At 62.7% G+C, this 18,412-nt stretch carries 16 protein-coding genes; 3 read left to right on the top strand and 13 right to left on the bottom strand.

What is annotated here, in order from left to right; all coding sequences use genetic code 11:
• The 8 genes from AB4Z53_RS24305 to AB4Z53_RS24270 form a co-directional block, all read right to left on the bottom strand.
• The coding region (locus tag AB4Z53_RS24305) for an alcohol dehydrogenase catalytic domain-containing protein (RefSeq protein ID WP_441598020.1) at positions 1 to 530 on the bottom strand (530 nt) is incomplete at its 3' end.
• Positions 531 to 579: 49 nt separating this feature from the next.
• On the bottom strand, positions 580 to 1,266 hold the full coding sequence (locus AB4Z53_RS24300) for an ABC transporter permease (protein WP_441598019.1): 687 nt from the start codon (positions 1,264 to 1,266) through the stop codon (positions 580 to 582).
• A gap of 2 nt (positions 1,267 to 1,268) precedes the next feature.
• Positions 1,269 to 1,976: an ABC transporter permease gene (locus tag AB4Z53_RS24295; RefSeq protein ID WP_441598018.1), complete on the bottom strand. Its 708-nt coding sequence runs from the start codon at positions 1,974 to 1,976 to the stop codon at positions 1,269 to 1,271.
• A 100-nt stretch (positions 1,977 to 2,076) separates the two neighbouring features.
• Positions 2,077 to 2,874 carry a transporter substrate-binding domain-containing protein gene (locus AB4Z53_RS24290; protein ID WP_113537460.1) on the bottom strand — a complete coding sequence of 266 codons (798 nt, stop codon included), beginning with the start codon at positions 2,872 to 2,874 and terminating at the stop codon, positions 2,077 to 2,079.
• 71 nt (positions 2,875 to 2,945) lie between these two features.
• Positions 2,946 to 4,910 carry a DUF2817 domain-containing protein gene (locus tag AB4Z53_RS24285; RefSeq protein WP_113537480.1) on the bottom strand — a complete coding sequence of 655 codons (1,965 nt, stop codon included), beginning with the start codon at positions 4,908 to 4,910 and terminating at the stop codon, positions 2,946 to 2,948.
• A gap of 112 nt (positions 4,911 to 5,022) precedes the next feature.
• Positions 5,023 to 6,060 (bottom strand): aminotransferase class I/II-fold pyridoxal phosphate-dependent enzyme, encoded by a 1,038-nt coding sequence (locus tag AB4Z53_RS24280; RefSeq protein WP_441598032.1) that lies wholly within the window; start codon positions 6,058 to 6,060, stop codon positions 5,023 to 5,025.
• A 131-nt stretch (positions 6,061 to 6,191) separates the two neighbouring features.
• The gene (locus AB4Z53_RS24275; protein WP_441598017.1) at positions 6,192 to 7,286 is read right to left on the bottom strand and encodes an FAD-binding oxidoreductase; all 1,095 of its coding nucleotides are present in this window, start codon (positions 7,284 to 7,286) and stop codon (positions 6,192 to 6,194) included.
• Between the two features lie 12 nt (positions 7,287 to 7,298).
• Complete coding sequence (locus AB4Z53_RS24270; RefSeq protein WP_441598016.1) at positions 7,299 to 8,345, bottom strand: aromatic ring-hydroxylating dioxygenase subunit alpha; 1,047 nt, start codon at positions 8,343 to 8,345, stop codon at positions 7,299 to 7,301.
• 123 nt (positions 8,346 to 8,468) lie between these two features.
• On the opposite strand from AB4Z53_RS24270, the gene AB4Z53_RS24265 reads away from it, so the two are divergent.
• From AB4Z53_RS24265 to AB4Z53_RS24255, 3 genes are all read left to right on the top strand, one after another.
• Positions 8,469 to 9,392 (top strand): LysR family transcriptional regulator, encoded by a 924-nt coding sequence (locus AB4Z53_RS24265; protein ID WP_441598031.1) that lies wholly within the window; start codon positions 8,469 to 8,471, stop codon positions 9,390 to 9,392.
• A 364-nt stretch (positions 9,393 to 9,756) separates the two neighbouring features.
• Positions 9,757 to 12,309 (top strand): SH3 domain-containing protein, encoded by a 2,553-nt coding sequence (locus AB4Z53_RS24260; protein WP_441598015.1) that lies wholly within the window; start codon positions 9,757 to 9,759, stop codon positions 12,307 to 12,309.
• Between the two features lie 341 nt (positions 12,310 to 12,650).
• A complete protein-coding gene (locus AB4Z53_RS24255; protein WP_441598014.1) occupies positions 12,651 to 13,076 on the top strand; it encodes a plastocyanin/azurin family copper-binding protein in 426 nt (141 codons plus the stop codon).
• Between the two features lie 120 nt (positions 13,077 to 13,196).
• Here the strand turns inward: AB4Z53_RS24255 and AB4Z53_RS24250 are convergent, their stop codons facing one another.
• From AB4Z53_RS24250 to AB4Z53_RS24230, 5 genes are read right to left on the bottom strand one after another with little or no spacing between them, the layout of a single operon-like run.
• On the bottom strand, positions 13,197 to 14,006 hold the full coding sequence (locus AB4Z53_RS24250) for an ABC transporter ATP-binding protein (RefSeq protein ID WP_441598013.1): 810 nt from the start codon (positions 14,004 to 14,006) through the stop codon (positions 13,197 to 13,199).
• Complete coding sequence (locus tag AB4Z53_RS24245; protein WP_441598012.1) at positions 14,003 to 14,956, bottom strand: ABC transporter ATP-binding protein; 954 nt, start codon at positions 14,954 to 14,956, stop codon at positions 14,003 to 14,005. Before AB4Z53_RS24245 ends, AB4Z53_RS24250 begins: the two co-directional genes overlap by 4 nt.
• Entirely contained in the window at positions 14,943 to 15,782 is an 840-nt protein-coding gene (locus tag AB4Z53_RS24240) for an ABC transporter permease (RefSeq protein WP_113537453.1), read from the bottom strand. The genes AB4Z53_RS24245 and AB4Z53_RS24240 overlap by 14 nt, the downstream gene beginning before the upstream one ends.
• A complete protein-coding gene (locus AB4Z53_RS24235) occupies positions 15,779 to 16,801 on the bottom strand; it encodes an ABC transporter permease (RefSeq protein ID WP_441598011.1) in 1,023 nt (340 codons plus the stop codon). Before AB4Z53_RS24235 ends, AB4Z53_RS24240 begins: the two co-directional genes overlap by 4 nt.
• A 17-nt stretch (positions 16,802 to 16,818) precedes the next feature.
• Positions 16,819 to 18,384 (bottom strand): ABC transporter substrate-binding protein, encoded by a 1,566-nt coding sequence (locus AB4Z53_RS24230; RefSeq protein ID WP_441598010.1) that lies wholly within the window; start codon positions 18,382 to 18,384, stop codon positions 16,819 to 16,821.
• Between the last annotated feature and the right edge of the window lie 28 nt (positions 18,385 to 18,412).

The following is an 18,412-nucleotide window of genomic DNA, read 5'->3' as shown; positions in this document are numbered from 1 at the left end:
GCGCCGATGCCGGTCGTCACGCCGCAGCCGATGTAGCAGATCTTGTCGAAGGGGGCGTCGGGGTTGACCTTGGCAACCGCAATCTCCGGCAGCACCGTGTAGTTGGCGAAGGTCGAGCAGCCCATGTAGTGGTGGATCTTGTCCTTGCCGATCGAGAAGCGCGAGGTGCCGTCSGGCATCAGGCCCTGRCCTTGCGTCGAGCGGATCGCGGTGCACAGGTTGGTCTTGCGCGACAGGCACGACGGGCAGGAGCGGCATTCGGGCGTGTAGAGCGGAATGACGTGGTCGCCCTTCTTCACCGAGGTGACGCCCGGGCCGACGTCGACGACGATGCCGGCCCCTTCATGGCCGAGGATCGCCGGAAACAGGCCTTCCGGATCGGCACCCGACAGCGTGAAGTCGTCGGTGTGGCAGATGCCGGTGGCCTTGACCTCGATCAGCACCTCGCCGGCCTTTGGGCCTTCGAGTTGAACCGTCATGACCTCGAGCGGCTTGCCTGCCTGAACGGCAACGGCGGCGCGTACATCCATGGTATTTCTCTTTCTTTTGAAGTTTCCAGCCGTATCGGGCGCGGCAGCCCTATCGCGGCAGGTAGCGTGTGAGACGGGCTTCCACGAGCCGTACGAGCGTGATCAGCACCAGATTGATGAGCAGATAGAGCACGCCGGCGATGGCGAAGATTTCGAGAATTGCGTAGGTCTGGCTCATCAGCCGTTTTGCATGGCCGGTGATCTCCAGAACGGTGATTGTAGAGGCGAGGCTCGTTCCCTTGACGACGAGAACGAGTTCGTTGCCATAGGCGGGCAGTGCCTGTCGGATGGCGAGGGGAAAGGTGATCCGGCGAAAGCACAGGAGCCGCGACATGCCGCAGGCCTGGGCGGCTTCGACGAGCCCTCCCGGAATGGACATGAGCCCGCCGCGCAGGATTTCAGACGTGTAGGCCGCCGTGTTCAGTGCGAGCGCCATGACCGCGCAGTGCGCGCCGTCGCCAACGATCCACCAGAGCACGGGGTTGTCGCGTACGAAGGAAAGCTGGCCGAGGCCGTAGTAGAAGAGGAAAAGCTGGACCAGCAGCGGCGTGCCCCGGAACACGGTGCTGTAGCCCTTGGCAAAGCTGCTGAGAACAGAGTTATTCGACAGCCGCATGACCGCGAGCGCCAGGCCGAGGTTGAAGCCGATGGCGATCGAAATGAGTGTCAGGATGGCGGTCAGCCACAGGCCCTTGGCGAGGGCTGGAACCGCGAGGCGAACAAGTTCGAGATCCATGCCTATTTCCTCTCGCGAGGGCGCAGCAAGCGTTCGATCCCATCAAAACCACTCTGGCTGACCAGCGTGATCGAGAGATAGACGACGGCGGCGATGAAGTAGAAGACGAAGGGGTGGCGGGTCGATCCCGCTCCAACGAAGGCGGCACGCATCAGTTCCTGCAGGCCGACCACCGAAACGAGGGCCGTATCCTTGATCGTGGTCTGCCAGACATTGTTCATGCCGGGCACGGCGATCCGCAGCATTTGTGGCGCGATGATGCGGCGGAAGATACGGGTGCCGGGAATGCCGAGCGCCCGCGCCGCCTCGATATGGCCGGGCGGAATGGCGGCAAGTGCACCGCGGACGACCTCGGTGGAGTAGGCACCGGAAATGGCCGCGATGGCGACGACGGCGATGACGAAGGCATAGCCGTTTCCGGCGAGCCCCTCATAGCCGAATGCCGYGGCCACCTGAGCGATGAACTCGACGGAGGAAAAGAAGAGAAGATAGATGATCAGGAGTTCCGGCACGCCGCGCACGATCGAGGTGTAGAAATCCACGATCAGCGTCAACGGGAAAAGCCGCGCCCATTTGATCAGGCCGCAGGCGACGCCGATGACGATGCCGAAGGCCATGCTTGCGACGCCGACGGCTATGGTGATTGCCGCGCCGCGCAGGATTGCGGTTATCCAGCCGCCTTCCCATACCTGCCATAATCCAAGTTCCATTGAACCAGCCCAAACCTGTGTATTGTCCGATCGGATACTTCGTCTCCCGGACGAAGAGCGCCTGGCGGCCTCTTCTCTCCCGGGAGACGAAAGGTTGCCGCTATAGGCAGGGGCGGGAGATGTCCGCCTTGAACCAGGTCTCGCTCGCCTTGCCGATCGATCCGTCGGCAACCAGCTCGCAGAGCGCCTTGTCGATCCGGGCCTTCAGCTCGGTATTTTCCTGCGAGATGCCGACGCCGATGCCTTCGCCAAGCGTCGGATCGAAGGTGCTCAAGACCTTGACGTCAACGAACTGGAAGTCCTTGCCGTCGGGCCTTCCGAGGAAATCCTGGAGGGCTGATGCATCCGCAAACGCAGCCTCGACGCGGCCGCTGGCAAGATCGATCTGCATCTGGTCGAGCGTGTCGTAGGTCTTCAGCACGGCGGACGAAGCCCGCTTCTCCATGAAATGGGCGTGGGTCGTTCCGGCCTGAACGCCGACCGTGCGGCCATCGAGCGATTTCAGCAGCGTGTCGATGTCCTTGATGCCGGCCAGATCGGAATCCTTTTTGACCACGAACATGTTGGCGAGTTCGGCATAGCCGACCGAGAAGTCGATCTGCTTCTTGCGTTCGGCCGTGATCGACATGCCGGAAATGATGATGTCGAAACGCTTGGCCTTCAGCGCCGGTATGAGCCCGTCGAAGGCCTGCACGACGAAGTGGCATTTCATCTCCAGCTTGGCACAGAGCAGGCTTCCGACATCGGCGTCGAAACCGGTCACGTTGCCGGCAGAGTCGGCAATGCTCCACGGCGGATATTCGCCCTCGGTCCCGATCGACAACTCGCCCTCGGCAGCGTGGGCCGTGGTGAGGCCTGCGGTGAAGAGCGTGGCGAGCAACAGACTTTTCAGCTTCATGTTTTGGTTCCCCATGTTGAGCTTTCTTGTTGGCTCTCGTCCGGGAGATCCCGGACGGGTGATGCCGGCGGTCAGAGCGTACGGGCCAGGAACTGACGCATGCGTTCGGAGCGTGGGTTCGTGAAAACCTCCGCCGGTGCACCCTCTTCCTCAACCTTTCCCTGGTGGAGGAAGAGGATCTTGTGCGAGACCTCGCGCGCGAACTGCATTTCATGCGTCACGAGGATCATCGTATTTCCTTCTTCTGCGAGCTGCCGGATCACGCGCAGCACCTCGCCGACGAGCTCCGGATCGAGCGCCGAGGTCGGCTCGTCCAGGAGGATGAGCTTCGGGCGCATGGCGAGCGTGCGGGCGATGGCGGCACGCTGTTGCTGGCCGCCGGACAGCTGGCCGGGATACTGGGCGTGCTTGTCGGTGAGGCCGACCTTCTTCAAAAGGGCATGGGCATGATCGACTGCCGCTTGCCGGCTTTCCTTCAGAACATGCAGCGGCGCCTCGATGATGTTTTCGAGGACCGTCATGTGCGGCCAGAGATTGAAGTTCTGGAACACCATGCCGACGCGCGAGCGGATACGTTCGACCTGTCGTATGTCGGCGGGCACCGCGCCGCCATCCGGCGTCTTCTTCATGCGGATTTCTTCGCCGTCGATGATGATGCGGCCGTCGTTCGGTTGTTCGAGCAGGTTGATGCAGCGCAGGAAAGTGCTCTTTCCCGAACCGGAAGAGCCGATCATCGACACGACTTCTCCCGGCCGCGCAGAGATGTTGACGCCGTTGAGAACGGCGAGGGGACCAAAGCGCTTGTGGATGTCGTGCACTTCGATGGCCGGCCTGTCGGCAAGTCTCGGCCCACCGGCTTCCGGATGGGCAACGATGGTGACGGCCGGCGCCGCCGGAACGGGCTTTTCGGCACCCGCCCCGCCGACCGACTTGATCTCTGCAAAGGCGCGGTCGAAGTGGCGCAGGGAAGTTGAAAGACAGGTGCGCTGCCAGTCCGCGTCCTCGGGAATGAATGCGGCGCGCAGGCTCTCCTTGATCCGGTTTCCGAGCGGCGCGTCGACCTTGCCGAACAGATGAAGCCAGTTGTCCGCCTGAACCGCATCGGAGACCGTGGCGCCGTCAAGGGTTCCACATTCGACGACCAGAGGCAGGACACGAGCCTTTGGCAGCGCAGTCCTCACCGCGGCTGAGACATAGCCCGTGGCAGTCGCGGCAATGCCCGTATCCGTCGTCGCATTCTCGCCGGTGAGGACGACCGAGAGCGCGGGTCCGAAGATGCGCCGCCCCCATTCCAGGCCCGCATGTTCCTTCTCGGCAACGGAGAGGAGTGCAGGATAGCCATAGGGGCCGGCGCCTGTGTGCAGGTCGAAGGCGACGACTTCTTCCGCCTGGTGTGCGAATGTCGAGAGGATTTCGATGAGGGTCCGGTTGGACCAGACCGGACCGTCGCCGCCGTAGAACAGACCGTCCGGAAAGTCATACTGCCCGGCTTCCACGATCGGAGCGATGCCGGCATAGCCGCCCAGCCGTAGTTTCGCGGCGTCGTAGGCTGCTAGCGCCGCGTCCCGCTCCGGCCCCTCCCAGGCGCGACAGACGAGGGCGGCGTGCAGGGCGGCATATGGATCGTTCTTCGGCGGGCCTTTCAGCCAGTCGATGAAATTGCGGTTGAGGTCGACATTGTCCTCGTTTACCCGGCGCGACCAGGCGGTGCCCCACGGGTTGATGAGGTGGATTGCCAGGACGGCTGTATCGTCAGGCAGTTGCCAGGGCGAATTCTGTGAAAGCCAGGCGGTCTGGCAAGCCGAGCCGAAAGGACCCTCAACGCCATGGGTGCCGGAGATCAGTACCAGGAGCTTCCTGGCATCTTCGCGTCCGAGATAGGCGACATCGGTCGCGAGACGCTCGCCGTTCGGGCCGTGCAGTGGATGTACGTACTCGACGACACTGGCACCCGCGGTGCGCGCTGCGGCGAGAAACCGGGCGCGCAGGGCCGAAAAATCGCCGGCGAAGAGACCGGCAGGCGTTGATGGGGACATGCGACTGGGCTCCCGGTTCATCTTGTAGAGGCTTGCGTTTCCGCTCATTGTTCGTTCCCGTGGGGCTTGGAGTGCCCCTTTGTTTTGTGTGAGGTGAGGGAGGCCGCAGGCTTCAGCCCTTGGCGAAAGCGCGAAGCGCGTCGAGAAAGCGGTCGTTCTCCGCGGGCGTGCCGATCGTTACGCGGATGAAGGTCTCGTAGCCCTTCTCCTTCCACGGCTTGACGATGATGCCGCCTGACAGGAAGTGGGCCATCGCTGCCGAACTGTCGCGACCGACGTCGATGAACAGGAAGTTCGTCTGCGATCGCGCCGACGCAAGCCCGATGGCGGCGACCGCGTTGGCCACACGAGCCCGTTCCCGTTTCAACGCCGAAACCGACGACGACATCCAGGCCTCGTCCTCCAGTGCGGCGACGGCGGCGACCTGTGCGGCGGCGTTGACGTTGAACGGTGTCTTGGCTGCCGTTACCGCCCGCGCGAGCCGTGCATCGGACATTACCGCGTAGCCGACGCGCAGGCCCGCAAGGCCATAGGCCTTGGAGAAGGTTCTAAGTACGACCCAGGAAAGGTCCGTGGCGGAGAGCGCGGCGAGACCGTCCGGCAAGTCTTCGTCCGTGAACTCGAAATAGGCCTCGTCCAGCACGAGGAGCGTCCCCGGCGAGACCGCCGCAAGAACGCGACCAAGGCTCTCGCGGTCGAGCGCCGGGCCAACCGGATTGGAGGGCGAAGAGAGGAAGAAGATCGCCGGCTCCCGCTCGAGCATGGCAACGATTGCCGGTATGTCGAAGTCGAGGTCGGCCCGCATGGCAACCTTCTCGACATCGGCGCCATTGGCCAATGCTTCGATCTCGTGCAGCCCGAACCCGGGACAGACCGTGCCTACGAGTGCGCCCGGACGAAGGACGGCGCGACAGACGGCCGCGATCATTTCCTCCGAGCCATTGCCGGCGACGATGCGGTCAACGGCAACTCCGAGTTTTTGCCCAAGTGCCGCGCGCAATACAGTGCAGGCGGGATCGGAATAGCGTGAGGGATTGAGGTTTGCGAGGGCGGCTGCGACACGCGGCGAACAGCCATCCGGATTCTCGTTGCTGGCGAGTGCTGCGATATCCTGGCGACCGCTTTGCAGTCGTGCAGCGGCAATGTTCATGCCGGCGTTGTATGGCGGCAGGCCGGCGACATGGGGGTTGAGCGGGATTTCGGATTGGAGCGGTTTCGTCACGGATCCTCCTTCGGGGATTGGACACCTTGGTTCAGGCCGCAGCCTCTTGTTTTGAGCGGTCAGAGATCGAGCACGATCGATGATTTCGGTCTGGTGCAGCAGAGCAGCACGCGGTCCGCCCGCACCTCGTCCAGCGGTTCCTCGAAATAGTCGACCTCGCCGGAGACGAGACCCTGTTCGCAGGTGCCGCAAACTCCTGCCCTGCAAGAGAATTCCGGTTCGATGCCCTGAGCCTCGAGAAACGCGAGGATGGATTCGCTTGCGCCATCCCAGGCCAGGCTGTGTCCCGATTTTCGGAGGACGACGTGCAGGCCGTCCCCCCCGACGTTTGGTTCCACTAGGGGCGCAGCCGCCTGTTTTGGGGCAGGGGCCTCCGACAGCAGGCTCGCCGGACCGAAGAATTCGTAGGCGATGCGGTCCTTCCGCACGCCGAGGCCGGTCAGAATGCCGTAAAGGGCCTGCATGAAGGGCGGAGGCCCGCACATGTAGATGTCGTAGTCGTCGAGCGGGAGGAGGCTCTGAAGCGTTGTACGTGTCAGAAAACCCGAGGAATTACACCGGGCAGATTCGAGATCGCTGCTCTCGGCGAAGCGGTAGCAGACGTGCAAGGTGATACCGGGTCGCAGGGTGGCCAAATGCTCGACCTCTGCCCTCAGGGCATGGACTGCAACGCTGTCGCAGGCATGGATGAACCAGACGGGACGATCGCTTTCCCGTGCCAGCACATCCAGCATCGAGACAGTCGGGGTCAAGCCGACGCCACCGGAAAGAAGCACGACGGGCCGGGCACTCGCGCGGTCGAGCTTGAATGCGCCGCGCGGCGGGTCGATCTCGACGACGGCGCCGGGCTCGATGTCGTCATGGAGCCAGCAGGAGCCTAGTCCCTCCGGCACGTCTTGTGTGGCGGCGGCCTCACGCTTCACGGTGATCCGATAGGTTCCTTCCTCGCGTGGCGAGGAAGAGACGGTGTAGTTGCGCAGGACATATCCGCCTTTGCGGTCGGGTACACGGATCGTCAGGAACTGTCCCGGCTCGAACGGCCGCCAGTGCTGGGGCTCGAGAGGGGCGAGACGGAACGACGTGATGGTGGTGCTTTCGCGGACCTTCGAAACGACTTCGAAGGGGCGGAAGCGTGAGGCCGCGGCATCGAGCATTCGGATCGAGCCCTATTCAGCAGCTGCGCTCGCCGGATCGGCTTGCGTTTCGGCAGCAATCAGCTGGGCCAGTTTGCGGCGAAAACGCATCGGACCGACGTCGATCTTCAGGTCGAGGTTCGGTGTGTGCATATTGGCCATTCCGTGATGGACCGCCTCCAGGACGACGCGGTCTTCCTCGAAGGCACCCCGTACGGATTTGGCAAAACTCTCCGATACCTTTGCGTCATCGGGCGCAAAGTTGCGCATCTGGAACCAGTAGTACTTGGTCCGGTTCTCATCGACCGGGGTCATGAAGTTGTAGCTGTCCATGAGGAAGGTGTTCTCAGGAAGCGTGCGGCCTTCGCCACCGGTATGGGCGGGCGCGAAAATGGCCTTGATGATCGCGTTGCTCGGATAGCGCACTTCGTAGTGCTGCTTGCGATCGGTGTTGCCCTCGAACTGCAGGAAGGGGGCGTAGAACGGGGCCGGTTCGGAGTCGATCATCCATCGCCAGACGGTGACACCGTCGTCCTTCACGGTCGTCTCGAGCGGCGTTTCCTCGCAGGCGGAGCTTGCGAAAGACGACTGGTGGACCCAGGCGACATGAGAGGGGTCGAGAAGATTGTCGGTCATGTAGAGATAGTTGCAGTTGAGCGTCATCGACTCGCCGCGATTGATGCCCCAGGCTGGATCGCCGAAATGCTCGACTTCGAAGATATCCTTCGGATCCGCCTGCTCGGCGTCGCCCATCCAGATCCAGAGCAGGCCGTAGCGCTCATGAACCGGGTAGGAGCGCACCTTGGCGACATGCGGAATGCGCTCTGCGCCCGGTACCCGGGTGCAGGTTCCCGAACAGTCGAAGGTGAGGCCGTGATAGCCGCATTCCACGTCGTCACCCTTGATGCGCCCCATGGAGAGCGGCAGTTTCCGATGGGGACAGGCATCCTCGAGCGCGGCGGCCTGGCCGTCCTGCTTGCGGTATAGGACGATGTTTTCGCCGAGGACCGTGAGGGGCTTCAGCTCGCGGCCGACCTCGTGATCCCAGGCTGCAACGTACCAGGCATTCTTGAGAAACATTTCGCTCTCCTTGCGTTTTGTTAAGTGAATGTTCGACGTTTTCTCTGTGCCAACAAGTTGCCAGCGCCTGCGTTCTTTTTTAGAAAATCTAAATTAGAATGGTTGGCCGAGGAGAATTTTATGATGCCGAACCCGTCCTTGCGCGGCTTGCAGGCCTTTGAGGCGATCGGTCGGTGTGGCTCTGTCAGTGCCGCAGCGGAAGACCTCGGCGTATCGCCGGGCGCCGTCAGCCAATTGGTCCGAAATCTGGAGCAATGTCTTGGCCTGACGCTGCTGGAGAGGCGCGGGAGGCGGGTTGAACTGTCCTCATGGGGGCGGTTGTACTATCGCGAAGTGGCGAAAGGCTTCCAGCAGCTTTCCCATGCCGCCAACGTTCTCACCCGCGCCCGGAACGAGACCAGCATCGTTCTAAGCGCGCTGACGTCGGTCGCGAACAAGTGGGTCAACCGCAAGATCTTCGATTGGCAATCGCTCTGTCCGGAATCGAGCGTGCGTATCCTCGGCCAGGAACAGGAGCCCCGTCTTGGGCTCGAGCAGGTGGATTTCCGCATCACCTACGGTCGGCGCTCCCACGCACATGAACACGTCGCCAAGCTGTTCACCGACTGGATGGTGCCGGCGTGTTCACCTGGGTTGATCGCCGGACACACGCTCGAAACGCCGCACGACGTCCTGAAATTTCCCCTCCTCAATGTGGAATGGGAGGCGGACTACAAGGCTTCCCCGCAATGGAGGGATTGGGCCGCGCTGGTGCACGCGGACGGCGGCAAGACGTTCTCGGGCCTTTCCTTCACCCTGTCGAGCAGTGCCATTGACGCGGCGGTGAACGGCAGGGGATTTGTTCTTGCACAGGTTTCCATGATCAAGGATGAGATCGCATCCGGAGCCCTGGTCGTCCCCTTCGACCTCCGTATGAAACTGCCGGAAAGCTACTACCTCGCCTGGGACCGGGCAGCCCTCGAAAAACCGTTCGGGCAGAAGTTTCACAAGTGGCTGGTCGGGGTCGCGCGGCAACAGGAGCTGCATTCTGCTCCATCCGCCGCATGAGCCACCTGACGTCCGCCATAGCCGGATGAGGAAGCCCACGTCCCGCATCTCGATCTTGAGAAATCCACCAATCGCAGCACGGAGATCGGTGCTTTTTCCCCCGATGGCTGACGGTTATGGCGGAGCAACCGGGGTGGGGCCCGTCACGCGGGGAATTGAGAAGGCGTCGTTCAATGCGCGGTTTAATTAGAAGTTGGCGGCGTTGCCAGTTGCACTCGGCTTCGAATGTGCAATGATCTTGAAATTGAACAACTTTAATTGACTGCGAATGCGAGAAGCCTTTGTCGCGGCGAAGCATTTCCAGTGGCACTTCCGGCGGACAGGGACTTCGAACAGCTTAAATACTCAGTGAGGGAATGTGATCATGCGTAGAATTCTTGCGTACCTGACGATCGCTTCGTTCTTCTCTACCTCCGCCTTTGCGGACCCGGCCGTTCTGACGGCCAATGTGAATTTCAGGGTGGGCCCGGGCACCGGATTTGACGCGCTGCGCGTCATTCCCCAGGGCGAGGAAGTCGATATCAAAGAGTGCGATGCGGAAGCTTCCTGGTGCGCCGTGAGCTACTCCGGAGCGAACGGGTTCGTTGCGGGCAAGTACCTCAACCAGTCCGATGCGACGGCACCGGCCTGGCCAAGGGTGTTCAACACCGAGAAGGGCGCGACGATCACGCTCTTTCAACCGCAGATCACAGCCTGGAAGGATTTCAAGGAGCTGGAGGCTCTCGTCGCCACCGAACTCAAATCGTCCGCCGACGCGAAGCCGGTCTACGGGATCATCGGGCTTTCAGCCAAGACCACGGCGGACGATGCATCCGAAAACGTCACGCTGACGGATGTCAAAACCACGCGGCTCGATTTTTCCTCTCTGGACCGCAAACAGCTTGCTGATCTCGCGCTGGACATAGGCAAGCTTGTTCCTACCGATCCGATCGTCGTGTCGCAGCAACGCCTGGCCGCAAGCCTTGCTGATTTCCAGCGGCTTGCAGACGTTCCGGATATGAAGGCTGATCCGCCACCGATCTTCGTGAGCGAGGCATCGGCGATCCTGTTGCAGACGGATGGCAAGGCCGTTACGGCTCCGGTCAAGGGCGTCGAGGGCCTGTCGTTCGTGGTCAATACGAACTGGGACCTGTTCAAGGTGGAACAGTCGGGCGACTACTATCTGCGAAGCGACAAGAACTGGCTCACCTCGAAGACGCTTGATACCGGTTGGGTCGAGGCGGAAACGGTACCGGACGTGTTTTCCAAACTGCCGGACATCGAGAACTGGAAGGGAGTAAAGGCCTCGCTTCCGCCGACGCGCTTCGGCGACAACAAGATCCCGAAGGTCTTTTATTCCGAGAAGCCAGCTGAGCTTTTGATCTTTGAAGGAAAGCCGGCCCTCGAACCGGTGTCCGCTACAGGGCTGGATTGGGTTTCCAACACGACCAGTTCGGTCTTTTTCCATCGGGCCAGCAAGACGTGGTACACGCTTCTCTCCGGACGATGGTTTTCATCAGCCTCGCTCGAAGGACCCTGGAGCTTTGCTACTCCCAATCTGCCGGAAGATTTCCTGAATCTGCCCGATGACGAGACCTACTCGGCAGTGCGTGCTTCGATCCCCGGCACGTCAGAAAGCGCAATGGCGCGCCTGCGGGCGAGCATTCCGAAGCTCGCGCGGGTTTCGACCGATGGGTCGTTGAAGGTCGACGTGCACTACAATGGAGAGCCAAAGTTCGAGCCGATCGAAGGCACGTCCATGTTTTATGCCGTCAACGCCAATGAGCAGGTCATCAAGGTTGCTGACAAGTATTTCGTTCTGAAGGATGGCATCTGGTTCGTCGGTGATACGCCGACCGGCCCCTTTGCCGTTGCGCGCGCTGTCGCGGATGAAATCTACACCATCCCGTCGTCGTCCCCGGTTTATAACGCGACCTATGTCCGCGTTTACGACACGGAGCCGGACGCTGTCTGGTATGGCTACACCCTCGGCTATCTCTATACGTATCTCGCCTGGGGCACCGTCGTCTGGGGATCGGGATGGTACTATCCGCCCTATTGGGACTATTACGACGACGACTGGCCCTATTATCCGCCGCCGATCAGCTACGGCTTTGGCGCTTCGTACAACCCGGCCTACGGAACCTTTGGCCGCTACGGTTACGCCTACGGTCCCGAGAGAGGTCTGGCATTCGGCGCAGCCTATAACCCCGTCACGGGTACCCGGTTCCGCGCTGGGGCGGTGGCAGGACCTGGCGGCGAACGAGGGTTCATTTCCGCCTACAACCCACGCACCGGCAATGCCATGGTCGCGCGCGGTGGCCAGAACGTCTACGGTTCCTGGGGCAGTGTCGCGGTCAAGCATGGCGGGGAGTTCGCCCGCATAAGCGGCGGGACGACGGGGAGCGCCGGCGGCCTGCGCTGGCGTAACACGGAAGGCAACAAGGGCTTCATCGTCGGCAGCAAGGGCGGCGACGTCTATGCCGGCCGCGACGGCAGCGTCTATCGCCGCCAGGATGGAACGTGGCAGAAGCACACGCCGGACGGCTGGCAGCCCGTTCAGCGGCCGGATGGAGAGAACCTCCGGAATGCTGCAGCCAACAGGCCGCAGGCGGCGCAACGCATTCAGAACCGGGCCGAGACGCGGCCGGCACCGCGGCGCAACCAGCAGGTTCGTCAGCGGGCGCCCGACCATCTTTCCTTCGACCGGGCCGGACGCCAGTTCGGCAACCAGAATGAGCTGAGCCGCAACTATGGCCGGCTCTACCAGGAATCTGGCCGCAACTTCCAAAGCTTTGACCGTGGCGGCGGCTATCGCGGCGGCGGATTCCAGGGCGGCAGCCGCGGCGGCTTCCACGGCGGTGGCGGTCGGGGCGGCGGGGCGGTCATTCGCGGCGGCGGCGGTGGAGGCGGGCGTGGCGGCGGCGGCCGGCGCTAAGCACATAGACGAGACCGGACAAAACCGCTTTCGACCGATCTGAACTCAACCGTTGGAAGCTGCAGATTGCGGCTTCCACCCCGGTGCCAGCGCGCCGGGACTTCTTCCACGAAACCTTGGCGTCGCCATAAAGCAGGCGGCAGGACAGCCGATGGACAGGTTGCGTCGCCTAGAACGGCGTCGGGACCGCACGGCTTGCCGGCGCCGGTTCCCGTTCGTAGGCGGGGTATGAGCGCGCGATTGCTTTCCCGAGAGAAGGAAGAGCCCACCGGGCAGCGATGCCACTCTGTCCCTCGACATGGCGCATGTCGCCAGCAACGTCAGCAAAAGGGAAACTTGAAATGCGGTTCACCCGAAACAAGCTAGCAGTGCTTACTTTCATCGGTCTGACGTCGCCTGCTTTTGCCGCGACGACCGTCAAAGTTGTCGAGAGCGGCGAGGCTGGCGGCTCGATGACCCTCACACTCGATCAATCGACCATCAAGGCCGGCGAGACGACCTTCATGGTCCACAATGACGCGATGACGGAAGAACACGAGATGGTGCTGATCAAGCTGAAGTCGGCCGACCAGAAGATCGATGTCGTCGCGGCCAAGCATCGCGTCAACGAAAAGCAGCTGAAAAGCCTTGGTGAAGTGTCTGACCTGAAGCCGGGTGCCGATGGCACGATGAAGGCGAAGCTTACGCCCGGATCCTATGTCCTGCTTTGCAACATCAAGGGACACTTCGAAGCCGGCATGCATGCCAGGTTGACGGTAACAGAATAACCCATCGGCCGATCGGACTGGCGGTCACCCGTGGGTGGCCGTCGGTTGCTCCGACAGCGGCTCACCACCGGCCGCCCAGGCACTCTGTCTTTGCCGGCGCTTCCATGGGGGCGTCCGGCGTCAACCTGAAGCGAGTTCGCGCCCGACAGACCTTTCCCGCCGCCCGAAAGAAAGCAGTTCGCGCGTATAGGGATCGGCCGGCGCGTCGATTATTTCTTTCGTCCTGCCGAATTCGATGACGTCACCGCGCCGCATGACCAGAAGCGCGTCGGAAACATGTGCGACGACCTTCAGGTTGTGGGTCACGAAGAGCATCGAGAGCCCGCGGCTTTCCTTCAAATCCGAAAGCAGATTGAGGATCTGGGCTTGCACCGAAACGTCGAGCGCCGAAGTCGGTTCGTCGAGAATGAGAAGGCTCGGCTCCAGCGCCAGGGCGCGGGCGATCGCCACGCGCTGCGCCTGGCCCCCGGAGAGCTCGCTTGCGCGTCGATCGAGGAAATCGGCCGGCAGTCCGCAGTCGGACAGCAGGCCCGCAATCTTCTTCCGCATGGCCGGGCTCTCCCGGCCGCCCTGTGCGAGGATCGGCTCGGCGAGAATATCGGCGATCGTCAGTCTCGGGCTTAGCGACAGGAAGGGATTTTGCAGCACGACTCCGATCTTCTGGCGTTCTCGGCGCAGCGCGCTGCCCTTGAGCGCCAGCCAGTCCTGACCATCGAGCCGTATCTGCCCGCTTTCCACCGGAAGGAGGCGAAGAATGGCACGCAGGAGGCTTGTCTTGCCGGAGCCGCTTTCTCCGACGACGCCGAGGGTCTCGCCCTTGGCAAGGCGGAAGCTTGCGCCGTTGACCGCGGGCTTTGGTCGGGCGGCAAAGAGGCCGGCGCGGTAGCGGATCAAGAGGTTCTCGACGTCGAGGATTGGGAGCGTGGTCATGCGGCATCCTCCGGCAGATGGCAGAGCCAGTGGTGCGCGGCGCGGCTGCGCTCGGGCGGCGGCGTGATCGCGCACTCGCGAAGCGCCTGGGGACAGCGTGCGGCAAAGGCACAGCCGGCGATCTTTGAACGCGGCGGCGGGATAGAGCCCTCGATGGCGGCAAGCCGCGCCCCATGCGGCGCGGCGTCGGGAAGAGCAGCGAGCAGGGCGCGGGTATACGGGTGGCCGGGGCGCTGCAGCACGGCATCGACCGGCCCGGTTTCGACGGAGCGGCCGGCATAGAGCACGGTCGCACGATCACAGGCCTCGGCGATCACGTCCATGTCGTGGGTGATCATCAATACTGTGAGGCCGCGCTCGCTCACCAATTTGCGCAGGAGCGCCAGGACTTGGGCGCCGACCGAGACGTCGAGCGCTGTGGTCGGTTCGTCGGCAATCAGGAAATCTGCACCGGTCGCCAGCGCCTGAGCGATGACCACACGCTGCTGCATGCCGCCGGAAAGCTGGTGCGGATAGCTGCGAAGCACTTTTTCCGGATCGGGCAGCCCGGTTGCGGCGAGCAGATCGGCTGCCTCCGCGCGTCGCGCCCGCTTCGGCAGGTCACGATGGGCGCGGATCACATCATCCATCTGGCTGGCGATGCTGAGGACCGGATTGAGAGCGGCGGCCGGATCCTGGGCGATCATGCCGATCCGCCGGCCACGCAGCCGCACCGCATGTTCCCGAAGGTCCTCGCCGTCGAAATGGAACCGGTCGGCGATGATTCGGGCACCCTTCGGCGCAAGGCCGAGTGCCGCCATCCCGGTCATGGTCTTGCCGCAGCCGGATTCGCCGATGACGCCGTGGATCTCACCACGCTCGATCTCAAGGCTGACCGCACGTACCGCGTGAACGTCGCCTTCTGATGTCGGGATGCTGACCGACAGGTTGCGGATATCAAGCAGAGGCACGGCCAGCTCCTCCCTTTCGGTCGCGCAGAGCATCGCCGAGCACGCTGAAGGCGAGCGCAATGACGAAGATGGTGAGGCCTGGCATGGCCGAATACCACCAGCGTGCGGGGAAGAACTTTCGACCGGCATCGACCATCTGGCCCCAATCGGCAGTCGGCGGCAACACGCCGAGACCGAGGAAGGAGAGGGCGGCGGCGGTGAGAAGCGCCGGCCCGACATCAAGGGCTGCCTGCACCGTCAGCGGCCTGCCGGTCGCCGGCAGGATATGGCGCAGGATGATGCGCCAATGCGAGACGCCGGAAAGCTTTGCTGCCTCCACATAGGGTTGCCCCCGCAGTACCAGCACCTCCGCACGGGCAAGCCGCGCATACCAGGGCCACCAGGTGACAGCGACGGCGATGACGCTGTTCAGGAAGCCCGGCCCGAGCGCTGCGGCCATCAGGACCGCCAAAAGCAGCGCAGGGAAGGCGAGGAAGACGTCGGTACCGCGCATCAGCGCTTCATCGATCCAGCCACCGAAGTAACCGGCGGCAAGACCGATCGGCAGGCCGATGAGCAGCGAGAAGGCGACGATCAGTATGCCGTTCGTCAACGAGACCCGGGTGCCATAGACAATACGGCTGAGGATGTCTCGGCCGAGATGGTCTGTGCCCAGCCAGTAATCTGCCGATGGCGGCGAGAGCTTGGCCACGACATTCGGGCCGCCGGCACCCTGGATGGGATAGGGGGCGATCCACGGCGCCAAGAGCGCGACGAGCACGAAGAGGAGGATGATGGCAAGGGCGAGGGTGCCGGGCCAGCCGAGGCGTTTGGTGAGCTTTTTCATGACAGCGCCACCCGCGGATCGACAAGGGCCTGAGTGATGTCGATCAGGAGGTTCATCACGACATAGCAGATGGTGACGACCATGGTGACCGCGGCGATAACGGGAAAGTCCTTGGCAAGGATTGCTTCGGAGACATAGCGACCGAGACCCGGCCAGGCGAAGATGATCTCGACGAGCACCGCGCCGGTCAGGGCATAGGCGAAGGAGAGACCGATCACGGTCAGTGCCGGTCCCATGGCATTCGGCAACGCATGACCGAACAGGATACGCGGTTCGGAGAGCCCGAGCGCGCGGGCGGCAACGATATGTCGGCGCTCGAGGATCTCGATCATGGCTGAGCGCGTCAGCCGCATGGCGACGCCGGCAGGATAGGACGCGAGCGTCAATGCAGGCAAGATCAGGTGCGTCAGCGCGTCGCCGAAAGCATCGAGCCGGCCGGCGAGTAATGCATCGATCAGGTTGAAACCGGTCACCATCGGCAGCGGCGCGGCGATTGCGATCTCTCTGGATAGTCGCCCGGAGAGCGGGAGGATGCCGAGCCACTGCGCAAAGATGAGCTGCAGGATCATGGCAAGGAAAAAGGTCGGCATGGCAACGGCGGCGATGGAGCCGAAACTGCAGAACCTGTCCGCCCAGCCGCCTTGCCGCGCCGCCGCGATGACGCCGAGCGGGATACCGATCAGCAGCGCAAGGCCGGTCGAAAAGATGGCGAGCTCCAGGGTGGCCGGCAGGTAGGCCCTGAGATCCTCGGCGATCAGGCGCCTGGACTTGTAGGAGATGCCGAAATCGGCGGAAACCATGGCCCCAGCGAATGTCGCGAAACGGGCCGGAAGGGGCGCGTCGAGATTGAGTTCCTGACGCGCCTTTTCGATTTGTTCAGCCGTGGGACGCGGGCCCGCATAGAGCGCTGCGGGGTCCGACGGAACGACCTGTGCCACCACGAAGACCAGGAAGGTCACGCCCACCAGCACGAAGGCCGAGAGGAACGTGCGGCGCAGGATGTAGCGTAGAAGTTCCATCAGACCCCCCGCGTGCCCTACCGGCTCAGATTGTTGACAAAGGTGATGTGCCCATAGGCCGGATTGTCAGCATAACCCTTGATGTCGGCGCGGATAATATGGACGTTGGGCTGGTCAAGCATGAAGATGGCCGCCGCGTCCTCGATCACCTTGCGCTGCGCCTCGATGAACAGTGCTTCTGCACGCGCGCGGTCGGTGCCCGAGAGCTTTGCCGCCTCGTCGATCTTGGCGTCCACCTCGGGGTTGGAATAGTAGCCGAGATTGAAATTCGGCTTCTCTTCGCTGTGGAACAGATTGAAGAGGTAGTCGTAGGGGGTGACGAAGGTCGGCCACCAGAACATGACGAAAATGTCCTGCGCCGCCTCGGGGTTCGACTTGCCGAGCTGCCATTGTGCCTCCCACGCCATCGGCTGGAGCTTCAGCGTGATCCCGAGCGTCTCCAGATTGGCTTTCCAGAGTTCGCCTGCCACCGCTTCGATCGCCTGGGAGGTGGAATAGGTCATGGTCAGTTCGAGGCCCGGTTCGATGCCTTCCTCGGCAAGAAGGGCTTTCGCAGCTTCGAGATCCGTTTTCGGAATCGGCGCATTGGCATCGTGACCCCAGATGCCGGCCGGAACGACCCCCTTGGCGCGCGTGCCGAAGCCGCTCGTTCCCGCGGAGATCACGTCGTCATAGGGAAATGCGAGCGACAGGGCCTGGCGCACCTTGACCTTGTCGAGCGGTGTGCGCTTGACGTTGTAGAGACCGAACAGCGTTTCGAAGGACGGATTGACGACCACGTTCAGGTCGGGATTGGACTTCAGCGCCTCGAGGTTCTCGTAGGGAAGGCTGTAGGTCCAGTCGGCCTGGCCGCTCTCGATCATGTTCTGGGCGAGCGTCGCATCCTCGACGATCTCGAAGGAGATCGTCTGGAAGGCGCCGTCCGGCACCTTGCCCCAATAGCCTTCAGCCCGATCGAGTATGGCGCGCTGGCCGGGCTCGTAACGCGAAATCTTGAACGCTCCGGTTCCTGCATCGTTGCCGGCGTTGAACCACTTAGCCTCCTTGTCATGCGAGGAAGGCGCATAGATCCAGGCTGCAAAGCCAGCCGATGCGATGAGGTCCAGTGGCTGCGGCTCGGAAAGCACGAAGACCACCTTCAGTGGCTCGGGCGTTTCGATGGACGAAACCGGGCTCCAGATGAACGAAGCACCGCCGCCGATTTTCTTGGTCCGTTCGATCGAGCCCTTCACCGCCTGTGATGTCAGCGGGCTGCCGTCATGGAACTTTACACCGTCGCGCAAGGTGAAGGTCCAGGTCTTGCCATCTGCACTCACGTCCCAGGAGGTCGCGAGCAAGGGTTCGATCCGGGCTTCGGCCGTGTCGGTCGCGGGGATGTAGCGCGTCAGTCCTTCATAGACATTGGCGAGCACCGCACCGTCGTTGGAAAACGAGGTAGCCGGGTCGAGGTCCGGAAAGCTCGTCGGATAGGCGAGTGTGAAGATGCTGCTGGCGCCCTCGGCCATCGCAAAATTCCAGCGCGACGCGGCGGCTGTGGCAAGAGCGGTGAGGGCGGCGGTTTTCAAGAAATTGCGGCGATTCATGTCAGGCTCCCAATCGAGTTCTGGAGGG

It is taken from the genome of Ensifer sp. 2TAB8, assembly GCF_052115125.1.
Classification (GTDB): Bacteria; Pseudomonadota; Alphaproteobacteria; order Rhizobiales; family Rhizobiaceae; genus Ensifer.
This window is presented reverse-complemented; position numbering and strand designations above follow the sequence as displayed.

Excerpts from the sequence above, each read along its gene's own strand:
- AB4Z53_RS24300 (WP_441598019.1), bottom strand. The coding sequence starts at position 1,266 with ATGGATCTCGAACTTGTTCGCCTCGCGGTTCCAGCCCTCGCCAAGGGC.
- AB4Z53_RS24290 (WP_113537460.1), bottom strand. The coding sequence starts at position 2,874 with ATGAAGCTGAAAAGTCTGTTGCTCGCCACGCTCTTCACCGCAGGCCTC.
- AB4Z53_RS24285 (WP_113537480.1), bottom strand. The coding sequence starts at position 4,910 with ATGTCCCCATCAACGCCTGCCGGTCTCTTCGCCGGCGATTTTTCGGCC.
- AB4Z53_RS24280 (WP_441598032.1), bottom strand. The coding sequence starts at position 6,060 with ATGAACATTGCCGCTGCACGACTGCAAAGCGGTCGCCAGGATATCGCA.
- AB4Z53_RS24275 (WP_441598017.1), bottom strand. The coding sequence starts at position 7,286 with ATGCTCGATGCCGCGGCCTCACGCTTCCGCCCCTTCGAAGTCGTTTCG.
- AB4Z53_RS24270 (WP_441598016.1), bottom strand. The coding sequence starts at position 8,345 with ATGTTTCTCAAGAATGCCTGGTACGTTGCAGCCTGGGATCACGAGGTC.
- AB4Z53_RS24265 (WP_441598031.1), top strand. The coding sequence starts at position 8,469 with ATGCCGAACCCGTCCTTGCGCGGCTTGCAGGCCTTTGAGGCGATCGGT.
- AB4Z53_RS24260 (WP_441598015.1), top strand. The coding sequence starts at position 9,757 with ATGCGTAGAATTCTTGCGTACCTGACGATCGCTTCGTTCTTCTCTACC.
- AB4Z53_RS24255 (WP_441598014.1), top strand. The coding sequence starts at position 12,651 with ATGCGGTTCACCCGAAACAAGCTAGCAGTGCTTACTTTCATCGGTCTG.
- AB4Z53_RS24250 (WP_441598013.1), bottom strand. The coding sequence starts at position 14,006 with ATGACCACGCTCCCAATCCTCGACGTCGAGAACCTCTTGATCCGCTAC.
- AB4Z53_RS24240 (WP_113537453.1), bottom strand. The coding sequence starts at position 15,782 with ATGAAAAAGCTCACCAAACGCCTCGGCTGGCCCGGCACCCTCGCCCTT.
- AB4Z53_RS24235 (WP_441598011.1), bottom strand. The coding sequence starts at position 16,801 with ATGGAACTTCTACGCTACATCCTGCGCCGCACGTTCCTCTCGGCCTTC.
- AB4Z53_RS24230 (WP_441598010.1), bottom strand. The coding sequence starts at position 18,384 with ATGAATCGCCGCAATTTCTTGAAAACCGCCGCCCTCACCGCTCTTGCC.